The organism is Agrobacterium albertimagni AOL15, from assembly GCF_000300855.1.
Lineage (GTDB): Bacteria > Pseudomonadota > Alphaproteobacteria > Rhizobiales > Rhizobiaceae > Allorhizobium > Allorhizobium albertimagni.
In genome coordinates this window covers 19,381-42,830 of sequence record NZ_ALJF01000002.1, presented here as the reverse complement: position 1 = coordinate 42,830, position 23,450 = coordinate 19,381, and the positions used below count along the sequence as shown (strand labels likewise).

Sequence of the window (23,450 nt, the reverse complement as noted above, 5' to 3'; positions counted from 1 at the left end):
CGCTCGCGGAACGAATGTGATGACAGCCCCCATCGTCAGTCAGGCCGATGCCGAGATCGAAAAACTCATGGGGCTGCACCCCAAGGGTTATGATCTCTCGCTCGACCGTATCCGCCGCCTCCTCGAAGTGCTCGGCAACCCGCATCTGAAACTGCCGCCGGTCATTCATGTGGCCGGCACCAATGGCAAGGGCTCTGCGACGGCCTTTTGCCGCGCGCTTCTCGAGGCTCAGGGCCTAGCGGTCCATGTGCATACCTCTCCGCATTTGGTGCGCTGGCACGAGCGCTATCGCATCGGCGTCAAGGGTGGTCCCGGTCAGATCGTCGACGATGAACTGTTTGCCGATGCCCTTCGCCGCGTGGCCGATGCCAATGGCGGCAAGCCGATCACCGTCTTCGAGATCCTGACGGCAGTGACCTTCATTCTCTTTTCCGAGCAGCCTGCCGATGTGGTTGTGCTTGAGGTCGGTCTCGGCGGCCGCTTCGACGCCACCAACGTCGTCGAAAAGCCGGCTGTCTGCATCATTCAGCCGATTTCCCTCGATCATCAGGCCTATCTCGGCGATCGCGTCGAACTGATCGCCGCTGAAAAGGCCGGAATCATGAAGCGCTGCATGCCCGTGGTCATCGGCCATCAAGAGTTCGACGGTGCCAAGGATGTGCTGATCAGCACGGCCGAGCGCCTCGGCTGTCCGCTGACCGTCTTTGCCCAGGATTTCCTGGCGTATGAAGAATTCGGTCGTCTCGTCTATCAGGACGAATTCGGCCTGATGGATCTGCCCCTGCCGCGTCTGCCAGGTCGTCACCAGATCGGCAATGCCGCAACAGCAATCCGTGCGGTCAAGGCAGCCGGCTACTCCGTCACCGAGGAGATAGCCGAAAAGGCCATGCTTTCGGTCGAGTGGCCCGGTCGCCTGCAAAAACTGACCGAAGGTCGGTTGGTGGAGCGCGCACCGGTCGGCGCTGAAATCTGGCTCGATGGTGGCCATAATCCCGGTGCGGGCGAGGTGATCGCCGAAGCCATGGCAGCCATGGAGGAGCGCCAGGCACGGCCTTTGCATCTGGTGATCGGCATGATCAACACCAAGGACCCGATCGGCTTCTTCCGCGCTTTTGTCGATATCGCCCAGAATGTCTACACCGTCCCGATCCTTGGCTCGGACGTCGGCCTCGATCCGGTGGCGCTCGCCCAGTCCGCCGCAGAAGCCGGCCTGAAGGCTATGCCGATGAGTTCCGTGGGCCAGGCACTCGATGCCATTCGCGAACGCAGCGAAGGCGGAATTCCGCCCCGCATCATGATCGGTGGCTCGCTTTATCTGGCGGGCAATGTGCTCGCCGAAAACGGCACCATCCCGACATGAAAAAAGCCCGGCGAAAACCGGGCGTTTTCTTTGTTCATCAATAACGGGAGGCTTATGCCGCGCCGGCGATCCAGCTGGACAGCGCGGTCTTCGGAGCCGCACCCACCTTGATGTCAGCCACTTCGCCACCCTTGAAGACGGCCAGCGTCGGGATCGAGCGAACGCCGAACTGGGCAGCCAGTTCCGGGTTCTCATCAATGTTGAGCTTGGCGATCTTCACCTTGCCGGCGAGCTCGTTGGAGATTTCTTCGAGGCTCGGTGCAATCATCTTGCACGGGCCGCACCATTCGGCCCAGAAATCCACGACAACCGGTTCGGAAGCGTTGAGCACCTCGGCCTGGAAATTGGACTTGTCGACTTTAACGGTAGCCATGGGGCTCTCCCTTCATAAATACGGAATTGACTAGATATGTGATGCCGGGCGGCAGCGATTTCAATATGCGGTATCTCACGATGTTTCGAGGTCGGCAAGGGACCGCTCAAGAAGGCTGTCATCGAGCGGAATGAGGCTGCCGTTTTCCGTGTAGATTAGCCAGCATTCGATCCGTTTGCCGGCATAAAGCGGCTGCAGGATCTCGCGATAGATGGCGAGCTGCACCCGATGGGAAAGGGGGGCTTGTGCGGCCTCCAATGGTGGATTCCGGTTGGTCTTGTAGTCGGCGATGATCACCCGATCCGCAAGCACTGTCATGCGGTCGATCCGGCCGGAGACCGCACGCAATTCTCCCTTCAGCCGCATTGTGCCCATAACTGAAACTTCCGCGCGACTGCCGGCGTCAAACAGCGGGCGAAGCGCCTCGTCTTCGAGAACGGTGATCACGGTGGAAACCAGTCTCTGCCGCTGCTCTACCGGCCAGAACCGGGCCGCACGTTCTGCATAACGCTCGGCTGCCTCACGGCGGTCACCCTCCGGAAAGCCCGGCAGGTTCTGCAGCATCCGATGGATGAGCCGCCCGCGCTGGAGGGCGAGATCCGCTTTCTCCGACGCGGAAAACAGCGCCGAGGCCGTCAGCACATCCTCGTCTTCGTCCACGGTGATGCTGCCGGCACCCGATGGGCTGAGCGGTCTCGGCAGGCTGACCGGGGGCGGCAACGGGTTCCAGAGCGTCGAGGGCAGGCTATGGCCCTCCTCAGCCTCAGCGCGCTCTTCCGTGACGGGGAGATCATGCTCTGCCTCGCCGAGAGACCAGCGCAATCCGGCCCAGCTGCCATCCGGCCCGGTGAACTCGACCTGTTTGCAGCGCGTTTCGTCGGCGCTCAGCGCCCGCGCGATCATCTTGTGCCAGATCTCGCCCGTGTCCTGCACGCCGCGATAGCCGCCAACGATCAGACGGTCGGCAGCGCGCGTCATCGCGACATAGAGCAGCCGGCGATATTCCTCCTCGGCCTGGTCCTTGCGCTGATCCATATCGGCAGCGGCGACAGAATTGCCGAGGGATTTCGACGGGACCCAGATCGGGAAGGGCATGCCTTCAGCCCTCCCGATGATCCGCAGCTTTGAGACATGGTTCGAATTGAAGGGCTTCGAGCCGCCATCGATCAGGAACACGATCGGCGCCTCAAGTCCCTTCGAGGCATGAACAGTCATGATCCGGACTTCGTTGCGTTCCTTGTCCTGCTCGCGCTTGACCTCCGGCGCTTCCATCTCGAGCGTCGAAACGAAGGACTGCAGCCCGGGCAGGCCGCTGGTCTCGAAAGCGAGCGCAAAGGTCAGGAACTCGTCGAGGATGTCGCTGACCTCCGAGCCGAGGCGCCCGAGATAGGCCCGCCGGCCTCCATGGACGCTGAGAACCCGGGCGTAGAAATCATGGACCGAGAATTCCCCCGCCTGTTCGAGAAACAGATTGAGCCGCTCGTATGTCTTCTTCCACGCGCCATCCGTCTCAGCCTGCTCAGCCAGTCTCGCCCAGAGGTTCTGCGCTTCTGGGCGTTCGGCGGCGAGCGCCATTAGATCGTCTTCGCTATGGTTGAAGAGCGGGCTCTTGAGGAGCGAAGCAAGCGAGAGATCGTCACCCGGCAGCAGCAGGAAACGCCCAAGCGCCAGCATGTCCTGCACGGAAATATGGCTGGTCAGCTTCAGGCGGTCGGCACCGGCGACCGGAATGTTGTAGGGGCGTTTCAGCGCCCGGGTCAGCGCATTGACGAAACCGTCGCGTTTGCGAACGAGCACGAGGATGTCGCCCGGGCGGATCAGCCGCTTGTTGCCCTTCTCGACGATCGTCTCGCGTCCGACGATCTGGCTGATCTGATGCGCCACGCGTCGTGCGAGGATTGCCGAAGGTGCGCTTTCCGGCGTCGCGTCGAAGGGGGCGGTCCAGTCCTCGTCCTTCTCCTGCTTCTCCGCCGCAATCATGTCCCAGACGTCGACTGTGCCGGGATGTCCGATGCGGCTCGACTGGTGGATGACGGGGTCCCCGCCGGCACTGAGGCCCCGGCTGTTTTCCGCCAGGCTGAAGACCTGGTCGACCGCCGCAAGAACAGATTGCGTCGAGCGGAAGGACAACGGCAGGCGCACCGTGTTGAAACTCTGCCCGCTTTCCGTGACCGCGCGTTCGGTCTGGCGCGCTTCCTGCGAGAACTGCTCGGGGCGTGCGCCCTGGAAGGAATAGATCGACTGCTTCTCGTCCCCCACGGCAAAGAAGGTGCGGATCCCCGGCCGGGCACTCAGCCCGGTAAAAAAGTCCTCGCGCAGCGACCGGATGACGTCCCATTGCACCGGGCTCGTGTCCTGCGCTTCATCGACGAGGATATGGTCGATGCCCTGGTCCAGCTTGTAATGCACCCATGCGCCGACATCGCCGCGCGTCAGAAGCCGGGCGGTGCGCACGATCAGATCCTCGAAATCGAGCTGCGAGCGCCGCTTTTTCAGTTCCTCGTAGTCGGTGTCGAGACGCACGGCCAGCGTCAGCGCGGACCGCGTCGCCTCATACATGCGGAAGATGCGCAGCCGATCCCGCGTGGCTATCACATGGTCGCGGGCCGCAATCACGGCATCCTTGAGATCAGGCGCCACCTTGGTCATGGCGACTGCAATCAGCGAGCTGTCGGCCTTCGGCGCTTCCTGCGCCGTCAGAAAAGCCAGGTCCAGAAGCTTCGCCCGCTCCAGGGGATCAGACACCACCAGTGCCCGTTCCAGGACTTCCGCGACGGCCCGCACTTTCTCGCCGCCCTTTTCAAGCGCAAGCTGGATGTAGCGGCTGAAATTGCCCCCCGACAGGCCGGCAAGCGGCCAGTATTCCTCGGCGCGACTGACCTCACTTTCGAGCGGGCCGATGCCAAGACCCTTCCGCAGGGTCGCATCAAGGCCACCCGTCCGTTCCGCCCGTTGTCGGAAATCACGGATCGCATGGCGATTGGCGACGGTATCGGCGATCAACGCTTCGAGCCCGCTTTCATCGGCGATGCTCAAGACCTGCGAGAAGGCTTCGGCAAGTGCCGCATCATTCTCCGTCGACGTGGCCGTCAGCAGCGATCGGCGTGCTTCGGCGAGAACGGTCACAGCCGCGCGATCGTCGAGCACGTTGAAATGCCCGGCGACGTTCGCTTCGAGCGGAAACTGGTGCAGCAACGCTTCGCAAAAGGCGTGTATCGTCTGGATCTTCAGACCACCCGGCGTTTCCAGTGCCTTGGCGAACAGTCGCCGTGCGGCCGCAAGCGTCGCGCGGTCCGGCTCCTTCTGCTCGATCGCCGCAATCCGCTTGGCCAGTTCCCGATCATCCAGCGTCGCCCATTCCGCCAGCCGTTCGAAAACGCGGTTCGACATTTCGGATGCCGCGGCCTTGGTATAGGTGAGGCAGAGGATGGACGAAGGGCGGGCGCCTGCCAGCAGCAGCCGGATCACCCGCTGCGTCAGTACATGCGTCTTGCCGGAGCCGGCATTGGCCGACACCCAGGCCGACTGGCCGGGATGGGATGCGCGCGACTGGGCAAGCGTCGTCCAGCCGAGCCAGGCGGCGGGATCGCTGCCGGTCGGTAGCTCGTCCAGGGCGAAGCGCTGATCACTCATCGCCGGCTCCTTCCTCGGCTTCCGCCGTCGACCACTCCGCAACGCGCGCCAGATGGTCGTATTCGCCGCCATAGGCGTTCTGTTCAGCCGGGATGAGGCGGGACACGTAACCGCGCTCGCCACTCTGCAGCGCCTGAACGAAGCGACCGAGCTCGTCGACCGATTGCGTCGCAAGCTCAAGCGCAGACTTCTTGCTGTCGCCCCGTGTTGCCATCTCGTTGTTCACCTGGTCTGCCGAGAACCGGTCGCCGGGCCGCAGACGGACATAGACAAGGTTAAGCGGCTTGACCTCTCCCGCAGACTTGAAGGCCCCTTCGAAGAGGGCCGCTGCTTCAAGTGCCAGCTGCGGGTCGAGCAGGCTGCGAGCCTGATTTGCACTCGGGTTGAGGCCGGTCTTGTAATCGATGATATCGGCAAAGCCGCCGCCCCGGATATCAATACGGTCGGCAATCCCGCTGATGGTGATATCAACAGGGCGCAGCAGGACCTTGCCACGCAGTTCGGTCAGCGACCGCTTGATCTCCGGTCTCCGCTGCCGCTCCCAATCGAGAAATGCCGAGGCGACACTGTAGAAGCGTTGGCGCCAGACGATGTCGATATGCAGCGGCAGGGCTTCCTCCAGAAACGCCTCGTCGGTGATCCGGTGCAGGATATCGAGCGCGTCCAGCCGGGCCGGATCATGGTCCTCGCGGATGAAGCGCTCGACGATCCGGTGATAGAGCGTCCCGCGTTCGGCAGCCCCCGGATCCTGGTTGAAGGGATCGACCGGATCGAGACGCAGGATACGCCGCGCATAGATCGAATAGGGATCACGCCGGAAGCGCCCGACCTCGGAAAAGCTGAAGGCCCGCGGTTGTAGCTCTGCGCGCGGCCGTGGCGCGGGGCGCTGGGCGGGAGCCTGGCTTTCGCCTTGGTCGATCAGGTCGGCATAGCGCCGGTAGATCTGACCGCGCTTTCGCATCTCGTCTTCCAGCATGGGCCCGCCGAGCGCTGTCAGGCGCTGGATCCAGCGCGAGGCTACCGTGGGCGCAGACCCCTGACGCAGCGAGCGCGAGAAGATAAGCTTTCGCGTGCCGCAGGCCATCTGGAAGTCATGGGCAACCTGGCCGATCTGCCGTTCCGGCGGCTCAAGCCCGACTTCCGTCTTCATGACACGTGAGAGGAAGGGATTGTTCTTGGTCTGGCCAGGCCAACTCCCCTCGTTCATGCCCCCGATCACCATCATGTCGACATTCTGCAGACGTGCTTCCAGCGTTCCGAAGATGAAGACGCGTGGATGCCGCATGGCCCGCGGTTTCACAGCCTGCCCGGCCATCAGCGCCGTTAGGATATCCACCCATTGCGCTCCATCGGCCTCGATCTGCCCGTCTGTTTCCAGAACTTCGGCAAGAAGCCGCGCCAGAGCCTCGCCCGCAGCATTGCCCCAGAGGCCCGCGAGATCGCCCCGTTCATCGACCGTGACGGCTTCGAGCACGCGGCCCGTGCGCTCTGCCCAGTCGCTGAGCGTCAGCGTCTGTGACAGCGCGCGTCCATCGCGGGAACGGACGAGCGAGGAGACGAGCGGCTCGACTGCCCGCGTAACCCTGTGTGCCAGTTCACGCGCAAGCTCGATTTCCTCGGGGCTGATCGAGATCCGCCACTGCGGCTGGTGTCGGTCTGCCAGATGCGCGTCCACTCCCTCGGCGAACAGAACGTCCAGTTCCGCAAGATCGATGGTTTTCAAGCCGCCACGCAGGGCGATCCGTTCCAGAGCATCGGCAGCCTTGCGCATGTCTTCGGCCGTGAAGCCGAAGCGCGCCAGCGGGTGTTTGATTACCGAGACGATGGCCACGGGGTCACCCGGACGCAGGCAAGCCTCCGCCACCACCTGGGTCAGCATGGCAGCCTGGGTCCCGGTCATCGGCGTACCCGCCGAATCATCCGCCTCGATCCCGAACCGCGCCAATTCGGACATGACACGCCGCGCGAGCGCGCGATCAGGCGTGATCAGCGCGACACGGCTTTCCGGGTTGTCGGAAGCCTCTTCAAGCCCCAGTCGCAGCGCAATCGCGATGGCCGTTGCTTCCTCGCGCTCATTCGCCGTCTCGATCAGCGACACATCGCGAAAAGCAGCCAGAACACGATCATCGGCGATCTCCTGCCGCCAGGCTTTCCAGGTGTCGGTCGCCTCGGCGGGCGCCATGGCGCGCGACAGAAATTCGGCCCGATCGGCAAGTGCCGGGTCGGCTGCCTCGAGAACCTTTGCATCTGCACGCTCCAGCTTCATATGGCGCAGCAGATGGGCGAGCCCGTATTGGGGATGGCCCCGGACCGCCGGGCTTGGACGCATCACCGAAATCTCGCGATCGTTAAGCTTCGCCCAGTCTTCGTCCGGCATGTCCAGATCCAGCCCCGGCAGCACGACGACACCCTGGTCGAGTTCTGCGATGGCCGCGATGAGCTCGGCCGCTGCCGGGATCGAGCCGGTCGAACCGGCGACGATGACAGGACCCTCAGCACCCTGCCTGCGGAAGCGCTCAGCCTCGGCCCGGAGCACGGCGTCGCGGTGGCGTGCCGGAGATGACCGCACCAACTCCTGCAGCCGTGCAGGCCAGAACAGGGTCGCAATTTTCAGAAACTCCAGCGTCAACTGCCACCAGGAGCCGAAATCGGCCGATTGAAGGTTCTCCAATTCCGTCCAGTCGCAACCTTCCGTCTCCGCTGCTTCGATCAGCTCGATCAGCGCCCGGGCGAGCCAGACGGCGTCGGCGGGGCTCGCGGGCGCGACCAGCGGCGTGTCCGAATGGATCGACCTCACGATCTCCGGCAGCTGGTTGCGCCAGGCCAGGATCAGCCGGGCGAGTTCCAGAAGCATCACCGTGCCGCTGACCGGTGGCGCCAGATCCATCAACTGCGGCGCATCGAGATCGAAGAAGCCACTGTCGTCATCCGTTTCGCCGAGCGTGCGAATATCCGGGAGTATCGCTGCTCGCCCGCCGAGCAGATCGACGAATTCGGATCGCAAAACGCGGGCTGCGCGGCGGGTCGGGACGAGAAGCGTCACGCCGGCGAGCGATAGCGGATCGGCCGGATCGTGGCGGAAACTCTCGGTCAGTCGACCGTCGAGCAGCGATTCAGCGAGCGTCCTGAGAAAGGGCCGGCCTGGAGGGATTGTTAGCAGACGCGGCGCTTTGCTCACCATATCAAGAGCTCCCGCCATATCGGGCGACGACCGCTTCGGCAGGCTGGATGGCATCGGGCGTACCGACGGTCAGCCAATGTCCTTCAAGTCGGGTCCCGAACAGCCGACCGGCGGCAATCGCACGATCAAAATAGATGTTGAGGTTGAAGGGGCCATCCGGCGCGTCGTCTAAGAGATGCGGCATCAGCGCTAAGGCCCCGGCATAGACGACCGGGTTCGGCGCCCCCGCGACGTAACGGGTGAGCCTTCCGTCATCCGCCATCGAGAAATCGTTCTTGCCGTTATGGCCCGTGGTCCGTTCCTGCTCGACGCAGAGCATCGCAATGTCCATCTGGGAGGGACCGAACTGCTGCGCCAGGCGAACAAGATTGCTCGGCTCATCGTCGCGCTCGCCGACCCAGAACAGATCGGCATTCATGACGAGTGCCGGCTGGTCTTGGTCGAGCAGCTTGAGACCCCTTGCGAGACCACCGCCAGAATCCATCAACCGCTCCCGTTCGTCGGAGATCCGGATCTCCGCCCGTGTCTCCCTGGCGAGATGGGTTTCCATCTGATCGGCATGGTGATGCACGTTGACCACTACCGTCTCGATACCAGCCCCCACCAGTGCGTCGAGCACATAGTCGATCATCGACTTACCGCCGATCTGAACCAGTGGTTTCGGCATCGTCTCGGTAATCGGGCGCATTCGCGTGCCGAGGCCGGCCGCGAGCACCATGGCTTGCTTGATGATCATTTTGCCTATGCCGGTGATTCGGGAAGCTCGATTCCAGCCTCTATGCACCAGTTCCGCAAGGGGGCGAGGACAGGATGATCGAAAGCGACGCTCAAGTGCCAGAGGGTGCGTGGCAGGTGGCGCATATAGCCCGGCTTGCCGTCGCGTTCCTTCAGCCGCACCCAGAGCCCGTTCAGCTTGCAGGCGCGCTGTGCCGACATGATCGCCCAGCTTTTCAGGAAGGCGGCCTCGTTGAAACCCGGTTTCTTGGCGCGCGCAGTCAGATAGTCGGCCATCAGCTGATCCATCAGCGGCCGCTCGATGGTGACCCGCGCATCCTGGACCAGCGAGACGAGATCATAGGCCGAGGGACCAATCATCGCGTCCTGAAAATCGATGAGGCCGACCCTGTCATGGCCCTTGCGGTCCTCTCGCCAGATGATGTTCGGCGAGTGAAAGTCCCGCATCACGATGGAGGCGTCAGCATCGGCCAGTTCGTCGATCAGCTGATCCCAGATGGCGAGATAGCGGGCACGTTCCTTCGCCGTTGCCGACTGCCCGTCACGTTTCCAGGGCAGGTGCCAGTCGAGAAGGAGTTCAACCTCAAACTTCATCGCCGCACGATCAAAGTCGGGAATGACGTGTCGATACCCGCCGGGGATGACGATCTCCCGATCGAATGGCGTGCCATGAATGGCGGCCAGGCAGGCAGCACTGGCCCGATAGCGCTCGGCGATCGGTTTGCCCTGAGCATCCAGTACGCCGTCCTCACCGAGATCTTCGAGAAGCAACAGACCGGCATCGAGATCCTGTGCCAGGATATCGGGTGCTGAAAAGCCGCGCTCGCGAAGCGCCTGCCCGATAGCGACGAAAGGACGGACATCCTCGGCCAGATGGACGAGCTGTGAATAGGGCTTGCCATCCCGGATCGGCGGACCATTCGGCCGCTTGGGCGCATCCATCAGGACAAGGCTTGCACTGCCGTTGGCAGGATAGACATGCTCATAGGCCCGGTTGGAAGCGTCGCCCGTCAAATGCCGTCGATGAGCATCTCCGTATCCGCTCGTCTGCAGGAAGCGGCGGATTTCATCGACGCGGCGAAGCCGCGCCAGTTTTGTCTCGGGCGCGCGGATAACGAGGTCCCGCCCGCCATTGGAAGCAAACTGAAACTGGATCTCGATCCGGTTTTTCGGAAGCGCGCGGCCTGCCTTGCCCGGCCACTCGACGAGGCAAATGCCGTCGGCCAAGGCCTCTTCCAGTCCCAGTTCATCGAGCTCGCTTGGATCTGACAGCCGGTAAAGGTCGAAGTGGGCGACGGGAATGCTGAGGTCGTAATTCTGAACGAGCGTGAATGTCGGGCTCGGCACTTCGAGATCGGGATCATCGGCCAGGGCGCGAATGAATGCCCGGCTCAAAGTGGATTTTCCGGCCCCGAGATCACCGTCGAGTGCGACGCAATCGCCAATCTGAAGTGCCAGCAACAGATCCTCGCCGAACAGTGCCGTAGCGGCATCGTCGGCAAGGTGAACGATAAGCGTGGACGGCTCGGGGTTCATTCTGCAGCGGCGATCATCTGCGGTATGCTGGCATTGGGAATGCGGCAATGAACCGTGGTTCCCTGATCAGGCTCGCTCTCGATCTTGACGTCACCCTTGTGGAGATTGACGAAGCTCTGGACGATCGAAAGGCCAAGACCGGGTCCGCTGCGCTTGCCACCCTTGGCACTTGTCGAGAAACGATCGAATGCCGAGGAAACAAGATCGGCGCTCATGCCGCAGCCACTGTCGGTGACCGAGAACGAAAAATCAGTGCCGTCGCGCCAGCATTTCATCGAAACGACGCTGCCCTCGGGTGCGAAATTGACGGCGTTCGTCAGGATTTTGATGAGGATCTGCTTCAGCCGTTGCCGGTCTGCGATCAGGTGACCGAGCAGGGCAGGAGCCGCAATCTCCAGCGTCACGCCGCCTTCCTGCAACCGGTCCGTCATCTGCATCGAGACATCATCCAGCAGGTCGCTCAGATCGATCTCGGAATAGTCAAGCTGCATGATTCCCGCATCGACGGTCGCGAGATCGAGGATGTCATTGACGATGGTCAGGAGGACGGACGACGACGTTGAGATGTGATCGATATACTCGGCTTGCCGTTCGTTGAGCGGACCGATCGTTGGTGTCTTCAGAAGATCGGTGAAGCCGATGATGTTGGTGAGTGGCGAGCGCAGTTCGTAGGAGACGTGCTGGACGAAATCGTTCTTCAGCTCGTCGGCCTTTTGCAGCGCTTCGTTCTTCTCCTTGAGAGCCCGTTCCGCCCGGACGCTGTCCGTCATGTTGACGAAGGTCAGCATGGTCTGTGCGTTGGGCAATGGCGTCACGGCATAGTCGAGCACCAGACCCGAATAGAGCTCGAGGGTCCCCTGGCTGGACGGACGTTCGTCCTCGAAGCTGGTGATCATCTTGCCGAAGGCCTTCCAGCCATCCGGCTTGTCATAGGACGGCGCACAGGCGGCTTCGAGCAGGCGGATATGCGTGCCGACGGCGGCCTGGGTCTCTGTGATGCCCCAGAGTGCCCGGAAGGCCGGATTGGAGAGCTGAATGCGGCCATCGGGCCCGAACACGGCGACACCCTCCGACAGATGGTCGATGGTTTCGCCCTGCACCTGGACCAGCGTGTTGTAGCGGGTTTCCAGATTGAACTGTTCGGTCAGGTTTTCGAAGACCCAGGTCGCGCCGCCCTGTGGGTGCGCGGAGGCGATCACGCGCAGCGTCTGGCCATTGGGCAGGTGCCAAAGATCGGTCTGGGTTTCGAGGGCGCGGTAGACAGAAAGGCAATTGTCCTTCCAGGCCTTCCAGCTCAACTCTTCCGGCAATTTGTGAGCATCGCGCAGCCGATCAAGCAGTTCGGCGTGATCCGGTCGGCTCTCGAGGAACTTGGTCTCGAGGCCCCAGAGCTGGAGGAAAGCCTGATTGTAGAACTGAAGCCGACGGTCTGCGTCGAAGATCGCAACCGGAGTTGCGAGATGGTCGAGCGTATCGGCGTGGCTCTTGAGTGTCCGCGCAAGTTCCTCCCTGAGCGTCTCGGAGGAGGATACATCCATCGCCATGCCGCAGGAGCCGCCAGGACCCCGGACATCGACGACGTCGAAGAAGGTGCGTGCTCCACGAACCGCGGTCGAAACGGTATCGTGAAACGGTGATTCCGGCGTCGCGGAAGCCTTGATCTTTTCGCGCGTCAGAGTGCCCAGGATCTCGCGTCCTTCCTGCACCGCCTGTTGCGGCGATGTGGATTCGACGGCATCGCTATACGCCTGGTTGACCCAGACGAGACGCCCATCGCCGTCCCGCTGCCAGACCGGCTGCTCGATCGAATCGAGTAGTGACTCGAAGGTGGCGATCGAGTTGCGCAGGCGGTTGCGTTCGATCTTCAGTTCTGCGAGTTCGGCGCGCAGATTGTCCAGCGCCACAAAATGTGCGTAGGCGCGACCACCGTAGAGATTGCCCTGAACCTCCAGAACTTCGCCGCGCTGGGTCTCGACCACGAGTTCGAAAGACTTGGCGTTAAGCCGCAGCCCCTCGATTGCGCGCTCCACCTCGCTGGCGGAATGCGGCTTCAGCCAGCGGCCGAAGGCCAGGAAATCCGGATCCTGCTGGGGAGCACCCGTTTCTGCTGGAAGCTGTCCGAGAAGTTCGGCCTTGCCGTTATGTCCCTCCCAGATCACCGTGCGCCGGTTCTTGTCGGCAATCAGGGTCTGATAGCGCGAGATCTTCTGCTGGCTGTCCGAATAGGCGGAGCGCAGTTCGCGCACTTCGACATCGAGTTTGTTGCGCTGACGCAGGAGAACAGCCGCGAAGATCAGGGCGGCCGAAACCGAACCGAGAAGCACCGCATATCCGGTGACGTCGACACTGTCGAAACCGCGCATGGCATTGCTTGCCTGCGCATGGGCAAGGCCCGGAACGAACAAACTTGCGAGCGCACTTCCGCACGACAGAAAACGCCTCGTCACGGACAGGCCGGGACGATGGGTGAGCTTGCGAAGCTTCCCGTATTTCTGCTCAGAAACTGGCCGCCAGAGGCTCGAAAAACCGGCCGTCATGGCCGTATCCCGCGGAAGCGGGGCGCGTTGATCTACCGACATTCTCGGTCTGTCTCCGTCTCATTATGTGCCGCATCGTCGACAAGACATCCGTACCCGTGGACTGCTCGTCCAGCCCACGAATCAAGTTCTAAAACAATACCGCCGATGGAATGGGTCGGGAAGGCCGCGCCCCAAAAAAGAAAGCGGCGCCTTTGTCAAGGCGCCGCCCACTAGATGTAGATATTATCCAGCTATATTTTAATAGCGGTAGTGTTCTGCCTTGAACGGGCCCTGCGGCGTGACACCGATATAGGCGGCCTGTTCGTCCGAAAGCGTCGTCAGCTTCACGCCGAGCTTTTCCAGATGCAGGCGAGCGACCTTTTCATCGAGGTGTTTCGGCAGGACGTAGACGCCCGGCTTGTACTCGTCGGTCTTGGCGAAGAGTTCGATCTGGCCGAGAACCTGGTTGGTGAACGAGGCAGACATCACGAAGGACGGGTGACCCGTTGCATTGCCGAGGTTCAGCAGACGCCCCTCGGACAAGAGGATCATGCGGTTACCCTTCGGGAACTCGATCATGTCGACCTGCGGCTTGATATTCGTCCAACGCAGGTTCTTCAGCGAAGCGACCTGAATCTCGTTGTCGAAGTGGCCGATATTGCCGACGATCGCCATGTCCTTCATCTCGCGCATGTGCTCGATGCGGATGACGTCCTTGTTGCCGGTCGTGGTGATGAAGATGTCGGCCGAGGAGACGACGTCTTCGAGCGTGACCACTTCAAAGCCGTCCATGGCAGCCTGCAGGGCGCAGATCGGATCGACTTCCGTCACCTTGACGCGGGCGCCAGCGCCACGCAATGAGGCAGCCGAACCCTTGCCGACGTCGCCGTAACCGCAGACTACGGCGACCTTGCCGGCCATCATCACATCGGTACCGCGGCGAATGCCGTCGACCAGCGATTCCTTGCAGCCATACTTGTTGTCGAACTTCGACTTCGTGACCGAGTCGTTGACGTTGATGGCCGGGAAGGGAAGGAGGCCCTTCTTGGCGAGTTCGTAGAGGCGGTGCACGCCGGTGGTGGTTTCTTCGGTGACGCCCTTGATCGCATCGCGCTGCTTGGTGAACCAGCCCGGCGAAGCGGCAAGGCGCTTCTTGATCTGCGCGACCAGGATTTCTTCTTCTTCCGACTGCGGATTGGAAAGAACGTCCTCGCCGGCTTCGGCGCGGGCGCCGAGCAGGATGTACATGGTGGCATCGCCGCCATCATCGAGGATCATGTTGGAGAAGCCGCCGTCGGTCCACTGGAAGATCTTATCGGTGTATTCCCAGTAGTCGGTGAGCGACTCGCCCTTGATCGCAAAGACCGGGATGCCGGCAGCAGCGATTGCCGCAGCGGCGTGGTCCTGGGTGGAGAAGATGTTGCACGATGCCCAACGGACATCGGCGCCGAGCGCGACGAGGGTTTCGATCAGAACGGCAGTCTGGATCGTCATATGCAGCGAACCGGTGATCCGCGCACCCTTCAGCGGCTGGCTCGCGCCGAATTCTTCGCGGCAGGCCATCAGGCCCGGCATTTCGGTTTCAGCGATGCTGATTTCCTTGCGGCCGAAATCGGCAAGACCGATATCAGCGATCACATAGTCATGTTTGCTCATGGGATTCTCCGGCTGGATCCGACCCGATCCGCATCTCATGGCGGATGGATTAACTGGCTCTCCCGCAGTCAAGGCTGCAGGGCTGGCGATCTTCTAGCAGGGAATGGCGGCAAAGGCAATCTGACATAAAGAAGTCTTTATGTCTTTATGTCGCGATGCTTTACATCTCTTCACCAAAGCGGTCTGCGACCAGGGCCGCAAGAGCGTTCATGACGTCCTCGGCCTGATTGCCGGATGCCGAAACGCAGATCGAGCAGCCCGGGCTTGCCGCCAGCATCATCAATCCCATGATCGAAGTGCCGCCGACAGTCGTTCCGTCCTTCGAGACGCTGACACTCGCATCGAAGCCGCTGACAGTCTGCACGAACTTCGCGGACGCGCGCGCATGCAATCCGCGCTTGTTGATGATCAGGAGATCGCGGGAGATCGCGTCGGCCATCGCGGTCATTTGCCACTCAATACGCGGCTTGCAACATTGATGTACTTGCGCCCAGCCTCGGAGGCCTCGACGAGGGCGCGATCCATGTCGTTGTCGCCGCGGACGCCGGCAAGCTTGATCAGCATCGGGAGATTGACCCCGGCGATCACTTCAATCCGGCCGGTGTTCATCACGGAGATCGCGAGGTTCGAGGGAGTACCACCGAACATGTCGGTCAGGATGATGACGCCATGGCCATCATCGGCACGTGACACGGCATCGAGAATGTCCTGACGACGTTGATCCATGTCATCTTCGGGGCCGATCGAGACGGTCTCGATGCATTTTTGTGGGCCTACGACGTGTTCCACAGCGTGGTGAAACTCTTCAGCCAGCTTGCCATGGGTGACAAGCACAAGTCCGATCATTCTCTACTGCCCCTTAGCGCAACTCTGGCCAAATAGCTCAAGATTGGCGTTTCGTCCATCAGTAGGACGCCATCTTGTCGATCAAAGCGGGAAGTGCAAGCCAAATCAGCGTGTAAATTACCGGTTCGCCCCAAGGCTTCGAATACGCGCCAGGATCAGGCTGAGCGGAAAACGGCTCCACGTCGGCACTCTGACGACCGGAAGGCTAAGTCCCGCGGCAAGCTCGAATTGCTCATCGTCGGGCGGCAATCGATGTCTTTCATCAGCGCCAACCGGCAGCACGACATAGTTCAGTTGGGCGCGCTCCAGATGATCGACGGAGACAATACCGCTGTATCGGAGTTCGATCAGGCCGCGGATCGGTTCGGGGCAGGACGCAAAGACCCGACCGTTCTCAAGCGAGATGATGACACGGTCATCCGAAATCAGCGCAGCCGGTATATTGGCGAGCCTTGCCTCTGCGAGGCAATCGAAAGCAAGGCTCGACTTGCCGCTGCCCGATGGCCCGACAAATGCCAACCCGAGGCCATCGACGCTGATCGCCGTCGCGTGGATGTTGTGGGTCTCGCCCGTCATGCCGCAGTTTCTACGGGCAGGGACAGGACGAAGCGGGCGCCGGAGATGCGGCCCGATGCCGGGTCCATGACGTTTTCGGCCCGCAAGGTTCCGCCATGAGCCTCGGCGATCTGTCGGCTGATCGATAGCCCGAGACCGGAATTCTGGCCGAAGCTCTCGCCTTCGGGTCGGTCGGTATAGAAGCGCTCGAAGATGCGGTCGATGTCTTCGGCCTGAATGCCGGGCCCGTTGTCCTCGACCTGGATCAGGCAGCGCGCGCGGTTGCGCGACAGCTTGACGAGGATCCGGCCGCTGTCCTCGGGCACGAAGGACCGTGCATTTTCGATCAGATTGGTGACGATCTGCCCGAGGCGCAAGTCATGACCGTGGACGACGAAGTGCTGGTTCGAACCGGGTTTCTGATCGATCACATAGTCGATCTGAACCGCCTTCTTGCCGCTACGGATTTCCCTGGAGATGTCGACAAGGCTGGATACAAGGATCTCAAGATCGACGGGCTTTGCATCCGAGCGCGCCAGTTCCGCGTCAAGGCGTGAGGCGTCGGAGATGTCACTGATCAGGCGGTCGAGACGGCGCACGTCGTGCTGGATGATATCCATCAGCCTCTGCCGGGACTGGTCTGTCTTTGCAAGCGGCAGGGTTTCGACGGCCGAACGCAGTGAGGTCAGCGGGTTCTTCAGTTCGTGGCTGACATCGGCGGCGAAACTCTCGATCGCATCGATGCGGTCGTAGAGTGCCGTCGTCATTTCGCGAAGCGCGATGGAAAGGTTGCCGATCTCGTCCTGTCGGATGGAGAAGTCGGGGATTTCCTCACGCTCCTTTGCGCCACGGCGAACACGGATGGCGGCAGCAGAGAGGCGGCGCAGCGGGTTAGCGATGGTGGAGGACAAGAGTAGCGACACGACGATGTTAACAAGGGTCGCCACTCCGAACACCCGCAGGATGGCGAGACGTTCCGCATGCACGATCTTGTCGATGTCTCCGGCCTGTGTCGAAAGCAGCAGCACACCGAGGACAGCACGCGATCGCTGCACCGGCACCGCGACAGACACGATGAGCTCCCCCTGGTCCGTCACGCGCACGACCGCGCCACGAACACCGGTCAACGCGTTCATGACCTCCGGATAGATCGAGCCATCACCGCCCGGGGCTTCGCGATAGACTGGCAGATTGCCGGGCTGTAGGATCGTGTTGAAGAGGCGGGTGATCCAGTCGGTAAAGCTGGTGGAATCATTGTCGACCGGCGGCAGGTCGAAGCGCAGAACCTGGCCACGCGAATAGAGATGCCGCGAATCAAGCAGCAGATTTGCATCCGCATCGAAGAGGCGCGCGCGGATGCGCGTCGGCGAGATCAGCCGGCGAAGCACCGGTGCCACACGCTCGGGATTGATCGGAAACTCCAGATCTTCATCGTTCGGAACCGGCGTGATGCTCTGTCCGGCCTGCAGTTCGAGCAACTTTTCCGGATCGATGGTGATCGAGTTCGTATCGACCGAGGCAGACGCAGACACGGCCGCCGCGATGATCTCGCCCTGGGTCAGAAGGCTCTCGACGCGCGCATCGATCAGCCCCTCGCGGAACTGGTTGAGATACATGATGCCGCCGACGAGCACGATCAGCGCGGCGAGGTTGAAGAAGACGATCCGGCGCGTCAGGCTGGAAAACAGCGCATGGCCGAAGATCCGGCGAATGAGCGTGAAGGGATGGCTGAACAGCCGACGCCGCTCGGAGCCGGAATCCGTCTCCTCCAGATGTCCCTCGTCAACCTGCTGGGTCAAACCTTTGCCTTTCGCCCGTCTTGTCAGCCACCAGGGCCGCTATGGCGGGACCTTACGCTGCCTCGCGGAAGCGGTAGCCGACACCGTAAAGCGTTTCAATCATGTCGAAGTCGGTATCGACCATCTTGAACTTCTTGCGCAGCCGCTTGATGTGGCTGTCGATCGTGCGATCATCAACATAGACCTGCTCGTCGTAGGCCGCGTCCATCAGGGCGTCGCGGCTCTTGACCACGCCGGGGCGCTGCGCCAGCGACTGGAGAATGAGGAACTCGGTCACGGTCAGCGTCACCGGATCACCCTTCCAGGTGCAGGTGTGACGCTCCTGGTCCATCACGAGCTGACCGCGCTCGAGCGTGCGGGCCTGCTGCTCCGGGCTTCCCTTTGCAGGGCCGTTACCCGCTGCGAAGCTTTCGCGGCTCGCAGAGCGACGCAGGATCGCTTTCACGCGCTCCACCAGCAAACGCTGCGAGAAGGGTTTGGTGATGAAATCGTCGGCGCCCATCTTCAGGCCGAAGAGCTCGTCGATTTCCTCGTCCTTCGAGGTCAGGAAGATCACCGGAATGTCGGATTTCTGGCGCAGGCGACGCAGCAACTCCATCCCATCCATGCGCGGCATCTTGATGTCGAAGATGGCGAGCTGTGGCGGTCGGGCCAGAAGACCATCGAGAGCCGAGGCGCCATCGGTGTAGGTTTCGACCTTATAACCTTCCGCTTCGAGTGCGATGGAAACCGAAGTCAGAATATTGCGGTCGTCATCCACGAGGGCGATCGTCTGCATTGGGTACGTCTCCGTCATCGTTGCGCTGCTCCTGGTCTGTCCAGCCCAGCTCTGGTTCCATGGCAGTGCGATATGGGGATAAAGGTGGAACAAATTGTGGCAGAGGGGAAGGGGCAGGGATAGCGGTTTTCGTTTCCTTTGCCGATTTCGGTCCCTCACGGTCCTTGATGGGAGCGGAATGGAAGCGGAACTAAACGATTTAAAAAGAGCATTTATCGTTTTAAATCGATTAAATAATTGATATCATTATATTTTTCACGATGTTGCCTTGCATTTCGCAGCTCCGCCGTTTAGGTTTCGCTCATTCAAAGTTCTGGCCCATGTGAGAGGAAAGCGGACCATGGAGGAATTCGGCGTGAGGAACCCGGCTGCGGGGATCGCGGAAATCGGCTTGGGGAAGGCTGCCAGCGTTCGCTACAACTTCCTGGAAGCGGCTCTTTATGAAGAGGCGATCCGTCGCGGCGAGGCGGAGCTGACCGCAGATGGTGCACTTCGCGCGCTGACCGGTCAGCACACCGGCCGTTCCGCCAAGGACAAGTTCGTTGTCCGTGACGACAAGACGGACGACCAGATCTGGTGGGACAACAACAAGCCGATGTCGCCGGAGCATTTCGCTGTGCTGCATCAGGACATGTTGGCTCATGCTGCAGGCATGGATCTCTTCGTTCAGGACCTGATCGGTGGCGCGGATGAAAGCAATGCGCTGCCCACGCGCGTCGTGACCGAATTCGCCTGGCACTCGCTCTTCATCCGCAACCTGCTGATTCGCCCCGAGCGTGACGCTCTGGAAGGTTTCCTGCCGAAGCTGACGATCATTGATCTGCCGAGCTTCCGCGCCGATCCGGCCCGTCACGGCTGCCGGACCGAAACCGTCATTGCCTGCGACCTGACCAATGGCATCGTCCTCATCGGCGGCACGTCCTATGCCGGCGAGATGAAGAAGTCGGTCTTTACCGTTCTCAACTACCTGCTGCCGTCGAAGGGCGTCATGCCGATGCATTGCTCGGCCAATGTCGGTCCCGATGGCGATGCGGCTGTCTTCTTCGGCCTGTCCGGCACCGGCAAGACCACGCTCTCGGCGGACCCCAAGCGCACACTGGTCGGTGACGACGAGCATGGCTGGGGCGAGAACGGCATCTTCAACTTCGAAGGTGGTTGCTACGCCAAGACCATCCGTCTCTCGGCCGAAGCAGAGCCGGAAATCTTCGCCACGACCAAGCGCTTCGGCACGGTGCTGGAAAACGTCATTCTCGACGAGAACCGCGTGCCTGACTTCAACGATGGGTCGCTGACGGAAAACACCCGTTGCGCCTATCCGCTGCATTTCATCCCGAATGCGTCGGAAACCGGAATCGCGCCGCATCCGAAGACGATCATCATGCTGACGGCAGATGCCTTCGGCGTGTTGCCGCCGATCGCGAAGCTCACGCCGGAACAGGCCATGTACCACTTCCTGTCTGGTTACACCGCAAAGGTAGCCGGCACCGAAAAGGGTGTAACCGAACCGGAGGCGACCTTCTCGACCTGCTTTGGCGCACCCTTCATGCCGCGCCATCCGACCGAATATGGCAACCTGTTGCGTGATCTGATCGCCCGTCATCAGGTCGATTGCTGGCTGGTCAACACCGGCTGGACCGGTGGTGCCTACGGGATCGGCAATCGCATGCCGATCAAGGCGACGCGCGCTTTGCTGACGGCTGCACTGACCGGAGAACTGAAGAAGGTCGAAATGCGCACCGATGCGAACTTCGGTTTCGCGGTTCCGGTCGCCGTCGATGGCGTCGATAGCAAGATCCTCGACCCGCGTTCGACCTGGGCCGATGGTGTGGCCTACGACGCGCAAGCCAAGAAGCTGGTCGGCATGTTCATCGACAACTTCGCCAAGTTCGAAGCCCATGTCGACGGCAAGGTTCGTGACGCGGCCCCGGGCATTCGCCTCGCGGCCGAGTGAGCGACAGATTTGACGACCATGAAGAGGCCCGGCATGTTTGCCGGGCCTCTTCTGCTTCCGGCTTGCCTTTGGAGTCTTTGCGGCCGATATGGAAGCCGAGACAGAGACCGATGACATGGCAAGTGAACCACTCGAGATCAACAACCGCATCACGATCGCCGGCTGGGAACTGACGGAGCAATTCGTGCTGGCCGGTGGCCCGGGCGGCCAGAACGTTAACAAGGTCTCGACCGCCGTTCAGCTCTTCTTCAACCTGCTCGGATCGCCCTCGCTGAACGACCGCGTAAAGCAGAACGCCGCGAAGCTCGCCGGCAAGCGCCTGTCCAAGGAAGGCGTTTTGATGATCGAGGCGAGCCGCTTCCGCAGCCAGGATCGCAACCGGGAAGATGCGCGCGAACGGCTGAAGGAATTGCTCCTGGAAGCCGCCAAGCCGCCACCGCCACCGCGCAAGAAGACGAAACCGACCAAAGGCTCGATCGAACGGCGCCTCAAGGCGAAATCCGGTCGCTCGGACGTGAAGAAGATGCGCGGCAAGCCGGCGGGAGATTGACCATGGCCGCAGCGAAAGCCGAGATCAGTCTTTCATCCGGTCTTCGTTACCTGCCTGGCCGGCTGGCGCGTGAAGAGCAGGAAAACCTTGTCGAGATCATTCGCAGCGTCGTCACTGACGCGCCGCTTTATGTGCCGGTCATGCCGGGCTCTGGCAGGCCCATGTCTGTCCGGATGACAAATTGCGGGCCGCTCGGCTGGGTGACGGACAAGGAGCGCGGCTATCGCTATCAGCCGACCCACCCGATGACGGGCAAGCCCTGGCCCGCGATCCCGCAAGTGCTCCTCGATCTCTGGCGTGAACTCTCGGGTTATCCGAAAGACCCCGAGGCCTGTCTCGTCAATTTTTATGCTGACGATGCCAAGATGGGCCTGCATCAGGACCGCGACGAAACGGAATTTGCGGCACCGGTGCTTTCGATCTCGCTCGGCAATACCTGCCTGTTTCGCATCGGGGGACTGGCGCGAACCGATCGCACCCAATCGCTGAAGCTGGAAAGCGGCGATGTCTTCTTGCTCGGCGGGGAGGGGCGCCTCTGTTTCCACGGCGTCGACCGGATCTATCCCGGCACCTCGACACTGCTGAAGTCGGGCGGACGCATCAACCTGACGCTCCGTCGCGTCAATCCATAGCCGACGATCGATCGCTTACAGTTTTCTGAGCGCCACCGTCTCGACGAGATGGTTGTCACCCTTGCGCAGGATGAGATCGGCGCGGGGACGCGTGGGCAGGATATTCTCGCGGAGGTTCTTGAGGTTGATATTCGTCCAGAGCCCTTCGGCGATTTCCTTGGCCTCATCCTCACTGATGGTCGCATAGCGATGGAAGTAGGAGTTCGGATCGCGGAACGCCGTCTGCCTCAGCTTCATGAAGCGGTCGACATACCAGCGGTGGGTCGCGTTCTCGTCCGCGTCGATATAGATCGAGAAGTCGAAGAAATCCGAGACCATTGGCACGATCTTGCCATCAGCCGGCAGGTTGCGCGACTGAAGAACGTTGATGCCTTCGAAGATCAGAATGTCGGGTCGGTCGACCACGCGATGTTCATTCGGCAACACGTCATAGGTGAGGTGTGAGTAACTGGGCGCCTTGACGTTGGGCAAGCCCGCCTTGATGGCAGACAGAAAGCGCAACAGCGCGCCAACGTCGTAGCTTTCCGGGAAACCCTTGCGGTTCAGGATCCCGTTTTTCACCAGGTGCGCGTTGGGGTAGAGGAAGCCGTCGGTGGTGACGAGGTCGACCTTCGGGCTCGACGGCCAGCGTGCAAGAAGCTCTTTCAGAACACGCGCTGTCGTAGACTTTCCAACCGCCACCGATCCGGCAATGCCGATGACGAAGGGTGTCTTGAAGACATCCGACAGGCTGAGAAAGCGGTTACGCTGCTCGAACAGCAGCTGAGACGATTCCACATGTGACGACAGGAGACGCGACAGAGAAAGATAAATGCGCCTGACTTCATCCAGATCGATCGGGTCATCGATCGAGCGCAGGCGGTGCACTTCGTCCGCGGTCAGAGTTAGCGGGGTATCGGCACGGAAATGCGCCCATTCTTCCGAATCGAAGAAGTGATAGGGGGAATAGCTGTTCGCCTGGAAATGGTCGAGGACGTCTGGCGTTTCGGAGTCCCGCATAGCTATCGTCATGGATCCTGCCGACTGGCCTTCTCGCTCAGGCCTGTCTGAGCAGTCCGGCGCTCGAGTTCCTGCATCACTGCTTGTAACGGGATGTCCGCAATTTTCAATACGACCATCAGATGATAGAGCAGATCAGCGCTCTCGTAGACGAGGTTCTCGCGATCTTGCCTGACCGCAGCCATCACAGCCTCGATCGCCTCTTCACCGAGTTTCTTGGCCGCCTTGTCCTGGCCGCCTGCAACGAGTTTTGCCGTCCAGGATTGGCTTGGATCAGCCTGAGCCCGGCTCGCTACAATGGCTTCGAGATCGGCAAGGGTGAAACTGCTCATCAAAGGTCCTTCCGC

General features: G+C 61.4%; 18 protein-coding genes. 4 read left to right on the top strand and 14 right to left on the bottom strand.

Translation table 11 applies throughout. The features are described 5' to 3' along the window. The first annotated feature begins 19 nt into the window (after positions 1-19). Complete coding sequence (locus tag QWE_RS01020) at positions 20-1,360, top strand: bifunctional folylpolyglutamate synthase/dihydrofolate synthase (protein ID WP_006724194.1); 1,341 nt, start codon at positions 20-22, stop codon at positions 1,358-1,360. 52 nt (positions 1,361-1,412) lie between these two features. On the opposite strand, the gene trxA is transcribed toward QWE_RS01020, so the two are convergent. The 12 genes from trxA to QWE_RS00960 form a co-directional block, all read right to left on the bottom strand. After that, a complete protein-coding gene (gene trxA, locus QWE_RS01015) occupies positions 1,413-1,733 on the bottom strand; it encodes a thioredoxin (protein WP_006724193.1) in 321 nt (106 codons plus the stop codon). Between the two features lie 75 nt (positions 1,734-1,808). Beyond that, positions 1,809-5,366 (bottom strand): double-strand break repair helicase AddA, encoded by a 3,558-nt coding sequence (gene addA, locus QWE_RS01010; protein WP_006724192.1) that lies wholly within the window; start codon positions 5,364-5,366, stop codon positions 1,809-1,811. Continuing rightward, the gene (gene addB, locus QWE_RS01005) at positions 5,359-8,547 is read right to left on the bottom strand and encodes a double-strand break repair protein AddB (protein WP_006724191.1); all 3,189 of its coding nucleotides are present in this window, start codon (positions 8,545-8,547) and stop codon (positions 5,359-5,361) included. Before addB ends, addA begins: the two co-directional genes overlap by 8 nt. Position 8,548: 1 nt before the next feature. Further along, positions 8,549-9,283, bottom strand: a complete 735-nt coding sequence (locus tag QWE_RS01000; protein ID WP_006724190.1) for a nucleotidyltransferase family protein — start codon at positions 9,281-9,283, stop codon at positions 8,549-8,551. Positions 9,284-9,288: 5 nt separating this feature from the next. Continuing rightward, positions 9,289-10,818, bottom strand: coding sequence for a bifunctional tRNA (adenosine(37)-N6)-threonylcarbamoyltransferase complex ATPase subunit type 1 TsaE/phosphotransferase (locus QWE_RS00995; protein WP_006724189.1), 1,530 nt, complete (start codon positions 10,816-10,818; stop codon positions 9,289-9,291). Beyond that, positions 10,815-13,355 (bottom strand): sensor histidine kinase, encoded by a 2,541-nt coding sequence (locus QWE_RS00990; RefSeq protein ID WP_006724188.1) that lies wholly within the window; start codon positions 13,353-13,355, stop codon positions 10,815-10,817. Before QWE_RS00990 ends, QWE_RS00995 begins: the two co-directional genes overlap by 4 nt. A 240-nt stretch (positions 13,356-13,595) precedes the next feature. Then, positions 13,596-14,993 carry an adenosylhomocysteinase gene (gene ahcY, locus QWE_RS00985; protein ID WP_006724187.1) on the bottom strand — a complete coding sequence of 466 codons (1,398 nt, stop codon included), beginning with the start codon at positions 14,991-14,993 and terminating at the stop codon, positions 13,596-13,598. A gap of 160 nt (positions 14,994-15,153) precedes the next feature. Then, positions 15,154-15,441, bottom strand: coding sequence for an HPr family phosphocarrier protein (locus QWE_RS00980; RefSeq protein ID WP_006724186.1), 288 nt, complete (start codon positions 15,439-15,441; stop codon positions 15,154-15,156). Next, positions 15,438-15,839 carry a PTS sugar transporter subunit IIA gene (locus QWE_RS00975; RefSeq protein ID WP_006724185.1) on the bottom strand — a complete coding sequence of 134 codons (402 nt, stop codon included), beginning with the start codon at positions 15,837-15,839 and terminating at the stop codon, positions 15,438-15,440. The genes QWE_RS00980 and QWE_RS00975 overlap by 4 nt, the downstream gene beginning before the upstream one ends. A gap of 117 nt (positions 15,840-15,956) precedes the next feature. Further along, positions 15,957-16,415 (bottom strand): HPr kinase/phosphorylase, encoded by a 459-nt coding sequence (locus QWE_RS00970; RefSeq protein ID WP_006724184.1) that lies wholly within the window; start codon positions 16,413-16,415, stop codon positions 15,957-15,959. Continuing rightward, positions 16,412-18,193, bottom strand: a complete 1,782-nt coding sequence (locus tag QWE_RS00965; RefSeq protein WP_006724183.1) for a sensor histidine kinase — start codon at positions 18,191-18,193, stop codon at positions 16,412-16,414. Before QWE_RS00965 ends, QWE_RS00970 begins: the two co-directional genes overlap by 4 nt. Positions 18,194-18,245: 52 nt before the next feature. Then, complete coding sequence (locus tag QWE_RS00960; RefSeq protein ID WP_006724182.1) at positions 18,246-18,971, bottom strand: response regulator transcription factor; 726 nt, start codon at positions 18,969-18,971, stop codon at positions 18,246-18,248. Positions 18,972-19,311: 340 nt separating this feature from the next. On the opposite strand from QWE_RS00960, the gene QWE_RS00955 reads away from it, so the two are divergent. The 3 genes from QWE_RS00955 (at position 19,312) to QWE_RS00945 (ending at position 22,104) form a co-directional block, all read left to right on the top strand. Further along, positions 19,312-20,922, top strand: a complete 1,611-nt coding sequence (locus QWE_RS00955) for a phosphoenolpyruvate carboxykinase (RefSeq protein ID WP_006724181.1) — start codon at positions 19,312-19,314, stop codon at positions 20,920-20,922. Between the two features lie 115 nt (positions 20,923-21,037). After that, complete coding sequence (arfB, locus tag QWE_RS00950) at positions 21,038-21,472, top strand: alternative ribosome rescue aminoacyl-tRNA hydrolase ArfB (protein WP_006724180.1); 435 nt, start codon at positions 21,038-21,040, stop codon at positions 21,470-21,472. 2 nt (positions 21,473-21,474) lie between these two features. Further along, on the top strand, positions 21,475-22,104 hold the full coding sequence (locus QWE_RS00945; protein WP_006724179.1) for an alpha-ketoglutarate-dependent dioxygenase AlkB family protein: 630 nt from the start codon (positions 21,475-21,477) through the stop codon (positions 22,102-22,104). A gap of 15 nt (positions 22,105-22,119) precedes the next feature. Here the strand turns inward: QWE_RS00945 and coaA are convergent, their stop codons facing one another. Together coaA and QWE_RS00935 are read right to left on the bottom strand one after the other, a co-directional pair. Then, entirely contained in the window at positions 22,120-23,115 is a 996-nt protein-coding gene (gene coaA / locus QWE_RS00940) for a type I pantothenate kinase (RefSeq protein ID WP_040299255.1), read from the bottom strand. Next, entirely contained in the window at positions 23,112-23,435 is a 324-nt protein-coding gene (locus QWE_RS00935) for a phosphoribosyl-ATP diphosphatase (RefSeq protein WP_006724177.1), read from the bottom strand. The genes coaA and QWE_RS00935 overlap by 4 nt, the downstream gene beginning before the upstream one ends. Positions 23,436-23,450 lie beyond the last annotated feature (15 nt).